The sequence below is a fragment of the Sunxiuqinia sp. A32 genome (assembly GCF_052690465.1).
The window spans coordinates 17558-30533 of record NZ_JBQYLI010000005.1 but is presented as its reverse complement, the minus strand read 5'-3'; the positions used below and the strand labels follow the sequence as shown (position 1 = coordinate 30533).

The window sequence follows — 12976 nt, the reverse complement described above, 5'->3', positions numbered from 1 at the left end:
TTAAATGAATGAAAAATTGAAAAACACTGGCATTTTTTATGCGTTACCTTTACGTCATAATTGTTGATGAAACTTTTAAAATACGAATATCATGAAAGATTTAAGGAAAATTAGCTTTACAATTTTGGTTGCATTATTCAGTGCATTTGTAGCGATTTGGGCTTATACACAATTTGTTCAGGAACCACAAATTGTGACCGTTGAACAGAGCCAGGCGATGAAATATGCTAACCTTCCTTCTGCCCCGCAGGGTGAAGCGCCAGACCTGACCTATGCCGCTGGAAGTTCTGTACATGCTGTTGTCCACGTAAAAGTAGTGTCAAAGGCTCAGGTAGACTCATACAATAGTCCATTTTTTGAATGGTTTTACGGAGACCGCTATCGCAACCAGGAACCACAAATACGAGAAGGTGCAGGTTCGGGAGTAATTTTAACCGAAGACGGATATATTGTAACGAATAACCACGTTATTGATGGTGCGGATAATATTAAAGTTGTTTTGAACGATAAGCGTGAGTTTGAAGCGAAGTTAGTTGGAACAGATCCAACAACAGATATTGCGCTTCTAAAAATTGAAGAAAAGAAGTTGCCTCATTTGAATTTTGGAAATTCTGATGCACTGAAATTGGGAGAATGGGTTTTAGCCGTTGGTAATCCTTTTAATCTAACATCAACTGTAACAGCAGGGATTGTTAGTGCAAAGAGCCGGAATATTGGTATTAACCGTGCAGACATGAGTATTGAAGCCTTTATTCAGACAGATGCAGCTGTAAATCCTGGAAATAGTGGAGGTGCCTTGGTGAATATGAATGGTGATTTGGTGGGCATCAATACTGCAATTGCATCCAGAACCGGATCCTACACTGGTTACTCATTTGCCGTTCCATCCAATATTGTCGAAAAAGTTGTTGGCGATTTAAAAGAATTTGGACAGGTACAACGTGCATTGTTAGGTGTTCGAATTGGTGATGTAAATGCAAAAGTTGCAGAAGAATTTGGACTTGATAAAATTGAAGGTGTATTCATTGGTGGCGTCACTGAGAATAGTGCGGCAGAAGAGGCAGGTATTGAAGCTGAAGATGTTGTAATAAATATTGATGGTATTCCAGTAAACTCATCTGCAGAGCTTCAGGAACAGATTGGAAAGCACCGTCCAGGCGATGTTGTAAAAATTTTGATAAAAAGAGATAATAAACCGAAACAATTTAACGTAACACTCCGTAACATGCACGGAGATACAGAAATCCTCACTGCAAGCGACGCTGAGTTTCTTGGAGCTGAGTTTAAGGAAATAACAGATAACCAGAAATATCGTCTACAAATAAGCCATGGAATTCAAATTTCCAATTTAAATAAAGGTAAATTAAAGGACGCTGGTCTAAAAGAAGGATTTATCATTACCCATGTGAACAAGGAAGAGGTTAGTGGGGTTAATGATTTGAGGGGCATTGTAAAAAATGCCAAAGGAGGAATATTAATTGAAGGAATGTATCCCAATGGAGAGCTAGCTTACTACGTTTTTGGTGTAAATAACTAACGATATGTATCGTTATAATTAACAATTAAGTTACACTGGAATAAAGCTGGCGTTGGGTTTGAATTATTGACTATAAAAGTCTATATTTGCACGATTTTTTTAGAAGGGTGTATGAGACAATTAAAGATTACAAAATCGATTACCAACCGTGAGAGCGCTTCTCTTGACAAGTACCTGCAGGAAATTGGAAAAGAAGAACTTATTACCGTTGAAGAAGAAGTTGAATTAGCACAGCGTATCAAAAAAGGTGACCAGGCAGCTTTAGAAAAGTTGACACGGGCAAACCTCCGTTTTGTGGTTTCTGTGGCTAAGCAATATCAAAATCAGGGATTGAGCCTTCCCGACCTTATTAATGAAGGCAACCTTGGTTTGATTAAAGCCGCCGAGAAATTTGACGAAACGCGTGGTTTCAAGTTCATCTCTTATGCCGTTTGGTGGATACGCCAGTCTATTCTTCAGGCTTTGGCTGAGCAGTCTCGTATTGTTCGTTTGCCTTTGAACCAAGTTGGTTCGTTGAATAAAATCAACAAGGCATTCTCAAAATTCGAACAAGAAAACGAGCGCAAGCCTTCGCCAGAAGAACTTGCTGATTCGCTGGAGTTGCCTCCTGAAAAGGTTGCCGATACTTTGAGAGTATCTGGCCGTCATATTTCAGTAGACGCACCTTTTGTTGAAGGTGAGGACAACAGTCTTCTTGATGTTCTTATAAACAATGACTCCCCAAATGCTGACCGCAGCTTAATGATGGAGTCCCTTGCACGGGAAATCGAACGTGCTCTTGCTACCCTTACGGAACGAGAAAGTGACATCATCAGGATGTTCTTTGGTATTGGCTGCCAGGAGATGACCCTGGAAGAAATTGGAGAAAGATTTGGGCTGACCCGCGAAAGGGTTCGGCAAATTAAAGAAAAAGCTATCCGCAGATTGCGGCACACATCCAGAAGTAAGTTGTTAAAAACATATCTTGGATAGATGAAAGACTTTTAACCGCCCCTCGAGGCGGTTTTTTTTGTCTTAAATTCTCACCCAAATTTATAAAACTTAAAATTTAACGATTGAACTCATGAATAAATGGCCATTCGTTTCTATTTGATCCTGCCAAATTTCTTTTTACTAGTAGTCTGAATTTATAAAGATTCGATCGGATTGAAGTTCTTTTAGATGATTCTTATTGTCGGTATCAAATACAAATATCAAAGGATGTTGTGAGGTGATGCTATCGTTATGAAGGTGATAGTGTTTGAGTTTTATTGAGTCATTGAGGATAGAATATTCGCCAACAAAATCATGAATGTTAACTCCTTGTTCAGCAAACTCTTTATATTTAAAAATTCCATTGATCAGGTGCATCTCAATATAGCCTGAATCCTTGTTGGAATAGTATTTTTCACCATCGGAATTTTTGTAATTGTTTAACAGTTTTGTGACTTTATTCCATTTCGGATTATTAATTGAATATACAATTTCAATATCATTGCCAATTGCTTGAGGCTCTGCACTGGTTCCCAGCTTCTTAAAGTCGCAGTAATAGCTGTTATCAACTGCGTATACATATTTTATTTTACGGCTATAATTCTGAACCTCTTTAGATGGAAATACCTCAATTATTTTACCTTTTACTTTTTGGGTATCGCCCATTAGGAAAATTGGATTCTTGAAACCATTCCATCCTGTAAATGCCAGTATGGAGCCAAATAATATTCCAAATATCCAGGTTTTTCCTTTGTTCATTATTGATGGATTTGGGCTTGAGATTGGTAAACTTTTTGTTTTACCTCAAAATTCAGACCAACTACCTATTCATCTATTTTTTTAGTTCATGGGATTTCTGTAAAAGTCGCTTATTGAGTTTGTATAGATGCAATAGTTTATTTTGTTATTTCGTTGAAAAACCGTTGGATTTTCAGCTTCTGCAGGTACCAACATCAGTTTCGTTTTTCCATCGAAGTCTTTATAATCTAATTCATAACCAATTCTTTGGTCAAATAGAACATCGAAATAATACAAGTATTTCCCAATCCATTGGAGATAGTTTTCCGAAAAATCTGCATCAACCGCACCGTTGATATTTACAAGTTCTATATCCTCCTTACCACTTAATATTGCTTTTTGAAATTCAACAGCGTTTAATGGAGTTCCATTCTTTGTTGGGAGTATGTTAAATTGAGGATCGATAAAAATCCATTTATTGTACTTTTTGGAATAAACTTCTGTTACAACGTGGGCGGCACCTTTTTTAACTTTTTCTACATCTCTTGTTTTGAGCCCCAGTACTCGTGATCGCAATCCAACCGAATTCAAACAGGCAGAGGCCAGAATTCCATATTCAACACAGCGGAATTGACTTCCGTTTTTTGCCTCTTTCAATATTGTTAAGGCGTCGGCATTTGAGGGCGAATTACTTCCATTGTGACTCCATTGCGAACTCGACCAATTTAAAATAGCTTTGATTTTCTCCATTTCGCTACTCGCTGTTGCTGCGAGATTGTCTAGCTTATATTTCTGGCGCAACTCCCTTAAATAAGAATGATTTAAAGTGTCCGAATAATAAAAGTGATAGGCTGTATTTGGCGACTCTTCTGTAAATGTAATTTCTTTCATTTTGTTGGAAGGACTGTAATTAATCGCTCTAAAAAAAGTGGCGCAACTAGTCAGTAATAGAGTAATGGCAATTAATGTAAAAATGTGAATCTTCATCGTATTCGTTTGTTGTTGAGGATATGCTTATGTGCTGTAAGGTTTGGGGTAGTCCTCTTTTTTTTAATATACTTTAATCAAATAAGAATTAATCCAGATTCTCAATATATTTTAGTTATTTCTAAAAATTGCAAAACCTTCTAATCTATATTTTTCGAAACGAGAATATTTTACCCCCTTGTGGAAGCTAACAATAAAATCTTCATATGCCTTAAAATTTACGATTCCATTTGCACCCATGTTTTTTGCTTGTTTAACAAGGATATCCAATAACTCATCCGTTCTTATTTCTTCGTCTACATAAAACGTAGAATTTTTAGAGATATATGGTGTGTCCAATTTGTTTTCTGATTCATTATTTAATTCTTTTACTTGCCCTGGGAATACTTCAATCTTAATCAGTCCAAGAGGTTTATATTCTCCAATGTATGGATTTGGGGAGATGAAAAAACCTTGTTCCGAATATTCTCTAAAATCATAATTGAAATGTAGTACTTCTCTTGGTCTTGGCATTACAGCGCATCCTACAAGTAGACTTAGGATGATTACGTAAAATATTTTTTTCATATTGTTTTACTGAGGTGTTATTCGTTTTCAAGATCTAAATAATACAATTTTGCGGCCTCTTCAATTTCATCATCAAAAGTGTCATCGAACTTAAAGCTGAAAAGCCTCCAGTCATTTTCTGGTTTATAAAACTGAAAAGTCAACCTCAAAAATTGTCTATCAAATTTTAAGAAGTATGATTTTAGCATAAAAGAATCTCCTAGCTTTTTAGATACTATTTCTTCGTATCCGTAATACTTACCAACCAATTCCTCATCAAATCTGCCAAGTTGGTTTTTCACATTGTTTATAGCATCTTGGATTCGAGATGTCCAAGGATTTGTAGCATAAAGATCATCTAAAGCTTTTGAGGAGCCTTCTACTTTGTAGGTTTTAAAAAAATTTGCTATTATTAAGTCTGGTGTTTCTTGTGCATTTCCATGCAAAACCAGTAATAATAGAACGAATCCAAAGGTCAATTTTTTAGCCATAATGTATCTTTTTAGTTGTTTCACTGTTTGTTGCCTTAGCATCTACGTACCTTTTATACCTTATATTTTAATTTTGACATTTTGATTTGGGGCATTTGTCTTGTTCTGAAATTAAGTTCACAAGGTAATAAATAAAACTTAATCAATAATTATGTAAGTATGGTTTTGTGTGAGGATTTCTTAGTTACAAAAAGGGAAATATTTGAATTTCAAGTGAAGGCTAAAAAAATATAAGCATGAAAATAATTTTTATGCTTATGTTTTTCTCAACCGATGCTTATGAAATTTATTTTCATAAGCATGTTTTTTTGAAAGGTTGTCAGCGGTTAAATAAACACATAAAAAAAGCACCCTTTAAATAAGGATGCTTTCTGGTGTAAATAGGTATATGATAGTGCTTATTTGATAAGCTCAACACTGCGGTTTACAAACTGGTCAAGCGCTTCACCTTTTAGCATGCCGTTTGCAAGTAAAGCAAGGTCAACCATTTGTTTAGCAAGCTTATTTTTCTTACCGAAATCTTCCAGTTTAGCACGCTTGTCTTGCTCGAGTGTTGCAATTGATTTTTGCAAATCTTCCAGCTTTTCTTTATCAGCCGAAGGAATTTCTTCTTCTTTCTTTCCTTCTTTCGCTTTTTCAAGCTGTTCTCTTTCCGATTTTTGAGCATCAAGATCGGCTTTCAAAGTAGAAAATTTTTCACCCAGCTTTTTATCTTTTGCTTCCAATACTTTTTTAACCAATGGGTGAGCTGTGTTAACTACCAGGTTTAGGCTATCTGGCAGGTCACCATACATGCTCATTCCACCTTGCAATTGCCCCATGTCCTTCATGCGGCGCATAAACTCGTTACGGGTAATTACAATTGGTTTTCCGCTTTCACCCAAATCTTTAAAATCAACAATGTAGTTGATGCCTTGAGTATCCGGGCAAACTGCCTGGAAAACCGGGCTCAATTCATCTTTTTCATCCCAACTCAATTCATCTTTTTCGTCTTCTTTTTGAATCAGGTTTTCAACAACGTCCGAGTCTACTCGAACAAATCGTTTGTCTGTATATTTTTGCTCAAATTTGTTCAGCAATGGAGTGGTAAGAACATCGTTCATTTCCAAAACATCGTAGCCTTTATTTGTAGCAGTTTGTACAAATGAATATTGTTCTTCCTTATCTGTTGTATAAAGGTAAACCAGGTTATTCTCTTTGTTCGTCTGGTTTTCCTTAATCAACGTTTCGTATTCTTCAAAGGTGAAATATTTACCATCGGTATTTTTAAACAAGAAGAAGTTCATTGCTTTTTCAGCAAACTTCTCATCAGTCAGCATTCCATATTCGATGAATATTTTCAGGTCGTCCCATTTTTTCTCAAAGTCTTCGCGGTTGTCTTTGAATATCTGGTGAAGTCGATCAGCCACTTTTTTGGTGATGTGGTTGCTGATTTTCTTCACATTCGAATCACTTTGCAAATAGGAGCGTGATACGTTCAATGGTATATCCGGTGAATCGATCACCCCATGAAGCAGGGTCAAAAATTCAGGCACAATTCCTTCAACTGAATCAGTTACAAATACCTGGTTGCTGTATAGTTGAATCTTGTTTTTCTGAACTTCAACAGTATTCTTCAATTTTGGGAAATATAAAATACCAGTCAGGTTGAAAGGATAATCTACATTCAAATGAATATTGAAAAGTGGCTCTTCTCCATATGGATATAATTCGCGGTAGAAAGAAGTATAATCTTCGTCTTTCAAATCAACTGGTTTTTTGGTCCATGCCGGAGCAACATTATTGATTTGATTTTCTTCTTCTGTTTCAACTTCCTTTCCATCTTTCCATTCTGTTTTCTTTCCGAATACAACAGGAACCGGTAAGAATTTACAGTATTTTGTTAGGATTTCAGACAAACGCGCTTTTTCGAGGAATTCTTCAGACTCTTCATTTACATGCATGATGATATCCGTTCCAACAACTTCGCGTTCGGTGTCTTCAATGGTGTAATCAGGACTTCCGTCGCATGACCATTTTACCGCTTGTGATCCTTCTTTGTGAGACTTAGTTACAATTTCTACCTGGTGAGAAACCATAAATGAAGAATAGAATCCCAGACCAAAATGACCAATAATTGCATTGGCATCATTTTTATATTTTTCAAGGAATTCGTTCGCTCCTGAGAATGCAATCTGATTGATATACTTTTCGATTTCCTCAGCAGTCATTCCAATACCATTATCCGAAACGGTGATGGTTTTGTTTTCCTTATCCAGGCTCACTCTAACTTTAGCTTCTTCTACCGAAACTGTTGTTTCGCCCCTGTTGGCTAATGTTCTCAACTTTTGGGTGGCATCTACTGCATTCGATACAATTTCACGAAGGAAAATATCGTGATCTGAATACAAGAACTTTTTGATGATTGGGAATAAATTGTCACTTGAAACGCCAATTTTACCTTTTTGCATCGCTATATAAATTTTAGTTTGACATCATTTTTACGAGACTCTTTTTTTCAAAGGGCATGCCATTCCGTAAAAATGACGAATTGTCACCGTTCAAAAATTGAATGGTTTTATATCGTCCGGAAAGCTGACTTTTTTCTGTTTTTATGTCAGTTCGATGCGCTTACTTTGTAGAAATGAATGAGAAAACCACGTTGTGAAAAAGCTGGAATCCTATTTTAAACCGTTTCGTGATGCCATTGTTGGGATTGATCAAACTTTTGATAGTCCGTTTGGTACTCAGCCAATTGTTTACGGTGATTGGATCGCCAGTGGACGATTGTATCAACCTATTGAAGAAAAGCTACAATCAGAGTTCGGCGCTTTTGTGGGGAATACACATACCGAGACGAGTGAAACCGGTGCACTAATGACCAATGCCTATCAGTTGTCTCATCAAATCATTAAAAAGCATGTAAATGCCGGCCCCAACGATGTGATAATTACTGCAGGTTTTGGAATGACGACCGTCATCAACAAGTTTCAGCGCATTCTTGGGTTAAAATTATGTGGTAAGGTATCAGGAACGAAGTGTATTAAGGAACAGGATAAAGAGAAGCCAGTCGTTTTTATTTCGCACATGGAGCATCATTCGAACCATACCAGTTGGTACGAAACCAATGCCGATGTGGTTATTATTGAACCCGATGAAAACCTGTTAATCGATCCGGATAATTTGCGTAAGAAGTTAGAAGAATATAAAGATCGACCTTTCAAGATTGGATCATTCACTGCATGTTCCAATGTTACAGGAATCCGAACACCTTATACCGAGTTGGCGAAAATTATGCACGAGCATGGCGGCGTAGTTTTTATTGATTTTGCTGCTTCTGCTCCCTATGATGAAATTGATATGCACCCGGAAGATCTGATGAAAAAGCTGGATGCAGTAATGTTTTCACCTCATAAGTTTTTGGGTGGGCCGGGTTCCAGTGGTGTGTTGGTTTTCGATAAATCGATGTATCACAACTTGGTTCCCGATCATCCGGGAGGTGGAACGGTTGACTGGACAAATCCTTGGGGAAAATACAAGTATGTGGATAATATTGAAGCTCGCGAAGATGGTGGCACTCCCGGATTTTTGCAATCGATAAAAACAGCCTTGTGTTTTCAGTTAAAGGATCAAATGGGAATTGATAATATTCGCAAGCGAGAAGAAGAATTACTGAAGATTGCTTTTGATGGATTGGACACCATTCCTGAAGTCAATATACTGGCGAATAATCAGCGTGACCGCCTGGGAGTTATTTCGTTTTATATTTTGCAAATTCACTATAACCTGGTGGTTCGTTTATTGAATGACAAGTACGGAGTTCAGGTAAGAGGGGGATGTGCCTGTGCCGGAACTTATGGGCACTTTTTATTGCAAGTAGACGCCGATCGATCACAGGAAATCACGGAAAAGATTAATCATGGAGATCTCTCTGAAAAGCCCGGCTGGATTCGCTGGTCACTTCATCCAACCATGACGAATGAAGAGGTTGAGTTGTTTATTAAAGCGCTAAAAGATATCATCCACAATATTGAAACCTACCGAAAGGATTATGAAAAAGTTCCCAGAACGAATACTTTCAGGCATAAACAGGAAAAAGACTACATGGAGCAAGTGAAAGATTGGTTCGAGCTATCTTGATAACCGTTTGGATAGCTGTTCCCTGTAAGTAGCGCTAACTGGTAGTTTTACTTCTCCAATTTTAACTTGGTTTGCTTCAATATATTCAATTTTTGAAAGTGATACCAAATACGATTTATGGATTCTGCAGAATTGATCAGCGGGAAGTTTCTCTGCAAAATTTGACAGCCGTTCATAAACTGTGAGGTTTTTATCGGTTGTAATTAGTCGGATATAATCGCCCATTGCTTCCACATATAATAAATGATCCAGCTCTATTCGGTGTAGCTTTTTATCAGCTTTTACCATGAGATAGTCTATGGAATTGGTTGCCTGTTGCTTTTCCAAAAAGCGGTTAACAGCTTTCATAAAACGTTCCTGGGAAACTGGTTTTAAGAGGTAATCTACCGCTTCTAAATCAAAGCCTTCCACTGCATACTCCGGATAGGCGGTAATAAAAATAACGGCTGGTGGTTGATTCAAACTTTTCAGAAAACTGACACCAGACATTCGGGGCATATTAATATCCAGAAAAATGAGTTCAACGGATTCCTTTTGAAGAAATTCCCGGGCCTCAAAAGCATTTGGAAATTGTCCTGTTAAATTAAGCTCCGGACAATCCGAGACATAATCAGCAATTATCTCTCGTGAAAGAGGCTCGTCATCAACTATTATGCACGAATAGGTTTTCATTTCAATTGAATAGTCAAATCTACAACAAATTGATTTTCCTGTTTATTAATTTTCAAATTGTATTGATTTGGATACAGTAATTCCAGGCGCTTCATTACATTTTGAATTCCCAGGCCTTTATATTTTTCATTTTCCGTTAGCATGGAGTCACCCAGTGAGTTTGCAATTTTGAAATGGATTTCAGAATTAGAAATGTTCCATTCAATATTGATGAATGTTGTTTTCAGTTGGCTTTGAGGTGCATATTTAAAGGCATTCTCAACAAAAGGTAAAAACAGGAGGGGGGCAATGCGGTGATCATGTATTTCACCCGTTTGATTAACCGAAACTCTTAGCGATTTTTCCAAACGTAATTCTTGTAATTTGATGTATTTATTTAAAAAATCAAGCTCGTCTCGCAGCGATATGTATTCTGTTTCGGCATCATAAATAACATAGCGCAGAACGTCCGAAAGCTCCAAAACTGCTATGGGAGTTAAATCTGATTTTTTACGGGAAAGACTGTAAATACTGTTTAAACTATTAAAAAGAAAATGTGGATTTAGCTGAGAGCGCAAAGCTTTTAATTCTGTCGATGTTTTTTCTTGTTCCATTTGATTCAACTTGAACCAACCCCGGGCAAGTTTAATTAAAGTAGTAAGCACCAGGTAAACACTCAGAAATAATAAAATGTCCCAAAAGGTATAGTAGGCGATAAAATAGTAACCCGGAAATATTAGATCAATCCAATGTTCAAACAGGTATAAATAAAAAAAAGCTCCACTAGTTAATAGAATAATTACAGAAATGACATACTGTAGATACCTTTGTTTGACCAGAAAGCGGGAGAACAAAAATGCTTCATTTAAGTATACCACCAGGATAATTGGCAGGTGAAAGATAAGCGTGTAAATGACATCGATTAATTTGATTTCGGCTGAAACCCGTAAGATATTGACAAGTACGAGAAACGATAACGCCCAAAACATAAGGTGTTGCAAAACCCTACGGGTTGCCAGCCAAACAATTATATTTTTAAGTTGATCAATCATTCATTTACTTTCTTCAGAATGGCATCGATACCATCAAGAGCTTCCTCTGAATGTACATATTTTGTTGCAAATTTCTGCAATTCCTGCGGTTTGGCAGTCAATAGAATTTGCTCACCATTGTTCTCGTGGTGAATGCGGATGCGATTTTCTTTGATCAAATCTTCCAGCCATTCCGGATCAAACCAGTGAATTTGAGCTTCTCCATTTATAAATTCCAGCTTAGCAAAACTGTGCACAGGCATCACATGAAAATCAAATAGCGTAAGGTCATCGCTTTCGAAATACTCGTCTAAATAGAAATCAAGGAAATATGTTTCATCTAACTGAATCAAATGGACAATAAATGAGGAATTGCCAAAATCAGTATCATCTTTTTCTTTGATTCTGAGTATGTAAGCGGTGCTGTCAATATTTTCTGGAATTTCTTTTCCTTTGTAATTGAAATCAAATTTCCAAATGGAAGAATCATCATCAACCCATTCACCCAGCAAGAGGTCGTTTGCAAATAAATCATCCTCCGTGTAAAGTGGGTAAAATGAAAAAACAATACAGCTTGAAAGTAAAAGTGTAATTCCAAAAACGAATAAAAAATTTCGTGCTTTCATAACATTGAGTTTTTGATTTTAATCCAAATCAACAATTTCTTAGAGAGTTGACGAAATTTTTTCGCTGACTTGAATGGTTTTCTCGTTGAGTTGGATACCCTTGTGAAAAAGGATACGACATTCTGAACTTGGTTCTGTATTTATGCTTTATGAAGAGTTTTCAAAGCAAGTCTGAAATGACTTCTGTTTTACATTTTGGGCTGATAGACTTTGGCTTCTGCTTCGCCACGAGCTACTCTCAACGCATTTCGCGCAAGGGCCTCCAGTTCGTCTTCCCCGGGATAGATGAACACTTTAGCCAGAAACTCTGTTCGTTGGCGGATGTAGTTGGTGAGGTATTCGCTGTATGCCATCCCTCCGGTTAAAAGAATGCCATCAATTTTTCCATCCAGAACCACAGCCATCTCTCCAATTGACTTAGCAACCTGATAGGCGAGGGCATCCTGAATTAATTTGGCTTTTTCGTCATTTCGTTGAACCATCTTTTCAACGTCCAGCGCACTGTTTGTCCCCAGATAAGCGACATAGCCACCTTCTCCGACAACCATTCGTCTGATTTCTTCTTTTGAAAGGCCACTGTCGAAACATAAATCAATGACCTGTCCAACCGGTAGTCCACCACTTCTTTCAGGGCTAAAAGGGCCATCTCCGTCCAGTGCATTGTTTACATCGATGACTCGTCCTTTTTTATGTGCTCCTACGGATACCCCACCTCCCAGATGGACAACAATCAGGTTTAATTCAGGGTACTTTCTCCCGATCTTTTTTGCATGAACCCTTGCTGTTGCTTTCTGATTCAGTGCGTGAAAAATGGATCGTTTAATGAATTTGGGGTGTCCGGTGATTCGCGCAATTTCGTCTAATTCATCGGTAACAACTGGGTCTGCTATAAATGCTTTTGCACCAGGGATTTGCAATGCTATAAAATCGGCAATCATTGGGCCAAGATTACTTGCATGCTGACCAAATACACCTTCACGGGCATGAGCGATCATATTGTTATCAACTCGATAGACCCCTGATTCTAAAGGATAGGTCAACCCACCACGACCAATGATATATTTGATGCTGTCCACCTCGAAACCTTCTTCAACCAGTGCATCAATGATCATCCCCTTACGGTAGTCAAATTGCTGATTGACATTTTGGTATCGCGACAATTCCTGCAATGAATGACGCAATGTCTTTGATAGCTTGCATTCTTCATTAAAATAAACTGCAAACTTGGTTGAAGTTGAGCCCGGGTTGATCGCTAATATTCGATATTCGGTCATATTC

General features: G+C 37.5%; 12 protein-coding genes. 3 read left to right on the top strand and 9 right to left on the bottom strand.

What is annotated here, in order from left to right:
* Nucleotides 1–91: 91 nt before the first annotated feature.
* Together ACUNWD_RS06360 and ACUNWD_RS06355 are read left to right on the top strand one after the other, a co-directional pair.
* On the top strand, nt 92–1537 hold the full coding sequence (locus ACUNWD_RS06360; RefSeq protein ID WP_445586949.1) for a Do family serine endopeptidase: 1446 nt from the start codon (nt 92–94) through the stop codon (nt 1535–1537).
* A gap of 111 nt (nt 1538–1648) precedes the next feature.
* Nucleotides 1649–2509: a sigma-70 family RNA polymerase sigma factor gene (locus ACUNWD_RS06355; protein WP_445586948.1), complete on the top strand. Its 861-nt coding sequence runs from the start codon at nt 1649–1651 to the stop codon at nt 2507–2509.
* A gap of 141 nt (nt 2510–2650) precedes the next feature.
* On the opposite strand, the gene ACUNWD_RS06350 is transcribed toward ACUNWD_RS06355, so the two are convergent.
* From ACUNWD_RS06350 to htpG, 5 genes are all read right to left on the bottom strand, one after another.
* Nucleotides 2651–3268 carry a hypothetical protein gene (locus tag ACUNWD_RS06350; RefSeq protein ID WP_445586947.1) on the bottom strand — a complete coding sequence of 206 codons (618 nt, stop codon included), beginning with the start codon at nt 3266–3268 and terminating at the stop codon, nt 2651–2653.
* An 81-nt stretch (nt 3269–3349) separates the two neighbouring features.
* Entirely contained in the window at nt 3350–4234 is an 885-nt protein-coding gene (locus ACUNWD_RS06345) for a transglutaminase-like domain-containing protein (RefSeq protein WP_445586946.1), read from the bottom strand.
* Nucleotides 4235–4345: 111 nt separating this feature from the next.
* Nucleotides 4346–4801, bottom strand: a complete 456-nt coding sequence (locus tag ACUNWD_RS06340) for a hypothetical protein (protein ID WP_445586945.1) — start codon at nt 4799–4801, stop codon at nt 4346–4348.
* Nucleotides 4802–4818: 17 nt separating this feature from the next.
* The gene (locus ACUNWD_RS06335) at nt 4819–5271 is read right to left on the bottom strand and encodes a hypothetical protein (RefSeq protein ID WP_445586944.1); all 453 of its coding nucleotides are present in this window, start codon (nt 5269–5271) and stop codon (nt 4819–4821) included.
* A gap of 398 nt (nt 5272–5669) precedes the next feature.
* Nucleotides 5670–7721, bottom strand: coding sequence for a molecular chaperone HtpG (htpG, locus tag ACUNWD_RS06330; protein WP_445586943.1), 2052 nt, complete (start codon nt 7719–7721; stop codon nt 5670–5672).
* Nucleotides 7722–7914: 193 nt separating this feature from the next.
* Here htpG and ACUNWD_RS06325 point away from each other — a divergent pair, with 193 nt between their 5' ends.
* The gene (locus ACUNWD_RS06325; RefSeq protein ID WP_445586942.1) at nt 7915–9390 is read left to right on the top strand and encodes an aminotransferase class V-fold PLP-dependent enzyme; all 1476 of its coding nucleotides are present in this window, start codon (nt 7915–7917) and stop codon (nt 9388–9390) included.
* Here the strand turns inward: ACUNWD_RS06325 and ACUNWD_RS06320 are convergent.
* From ACUNWD_RS06320 to buk, 4 genes are all read right to left on the bottom strand, one after another.
* Entirely contained in the window at nt 9382–10062 is a 681-nt protein-coding gene (locus ACUNWD_RS06320) for a LytR/AlgR family response regulator transcription factor (RefSeq protein WP_445586941.1), read from the bottom strand. The genes ACUNWD_RS06325 and ACUNWD_RS06320 overlap by 9 nt on opposite strands.
* Nucleotides 10059–11093 carry a sensor histidine kinase gene (locus tag ACUNWD_RS06315; RefSeq protein ID WP_445586940.1) on the bottom strand — a complete coding sequence of 345 codons (1035 nt, stop codon included), beginning with the start codon at nt 11091–11093 and terminating at the stop codon, nt 10059–10061. The genes ACUNWD_RS06320 and ACUNWD_RS06315 overlap by 4 nt, the downstream gene beginning before the upstream one ends.
* On the bottom strand, nt 11090–11698 hold the full coding sequence (locus ACUNWD_RS06310) for a hypothetical protein (protein WP_445586939.1): 609 nt from the start codon (nt 11696–11698) through the stop codon (nt 11090–11092). The genes ACUNWD_RS06315 and ACUNWD_RS06310 overlap by 4 nt, the downstream gene beginning before the upstream one ends.
* Nucleotides 11699–11886: 188 nt before the next feature.
* Nucleotides 11887–12972, bottom strand: coding sequence for a butyrate kinase (buk, locus tag ACUNWD_RS06305; protein ID WP_445586938.1), 1086 nt, complete (start codon nt 12970–12972; stop codon nt 11887–11889).
* Between the last annotated feature and the right edge of the window lie 4 nt (nt 12973–12976).

What these genes read in the sequence shown, in the direction of transcription:
- ACUNWD_RS06350 (WP_445586947.1), bottom strand. Translation starts at nt 3,268, where the DNA reads ATGAACAAAGGAAAAACCTGGATATTTGGAATATTATTTGGCTCCATA.
- ACUNWD_RS06335 (WP_445586944.1), bottom strand. Translation starts at nt 5,271, where the DNA reads ATGGCTAAAAAATTGACCTTTGGATTCGTTCTATTATTACTGGTTTTG.
- ACUNWD_RS06315 (WP_445586940.1), bottom strand. Translation starts at nt 11,093, where the DNA reads ATGATTGATCAACTTAAAAATATAATTGTTTGGCTGGCAACCCGTAGG.
- ACUNWD_RS06310 (WP_445586939.1), bottom strand. Translation starts at nt 11,698, where the DNA reads ATGAAAGCACGAAATTTTTTATTCGTTTTTGGAATTACACTTTTACTT.
- htpG (WP_445586943.1), bottom strand. Translation starts at nt 7,721, where the DNA reads ATGCAAAAAGGTAAAATTGGCGTTTCAAGTGACAATTTATTCCCAATC.
- buk (WP_445586938.1), bottom strand. Translation starts at nt 12,972, where the DNA reads ATGACCGAATATCGAATATTAGCGATCAACCCGGGCTCAACTTCAACC.
- ACUNWD_RS06360 (WP_445586949.1), top strand. Translation starts at nt 92, where the DNA reads ATGAAAGATTTAAGGAAAATTAGCTTTACAATTTTGGTTGCATTATTC.
- ACUNWD_RS06355 (WP_445586948.1), top strand. Translation starts at nt 1,649, where the DNA reads ATGAGACAATTAAAGATTACAAAATCGATTACCAACCGTGAGAGCGCT.
- ACUNWD_RS06340 (WP_445586945.1), bottom strand. Translation starts at nt 4,801, where the DNA reads ATGAAAAAAATATTTTACGTAATCATCCTAAGTCTACTTGTAGGATGC.
- ACUNWD_RS06320 (WP_445586941.1), bottom strand. Translation starts at nt 10,062, where the DNA reads ATGAAAACCTATTCGTGCATAATAGTTGATGACGAGCCTCTTTCACGA.
- ACUNWD_RS06345 (WP_445586946.1), bottom strand. Translation starts at nt 4,234, where the DNA reads ATGAAGATTCACATTTTTACATTAATTGCCATTACTCTATTACTGACT.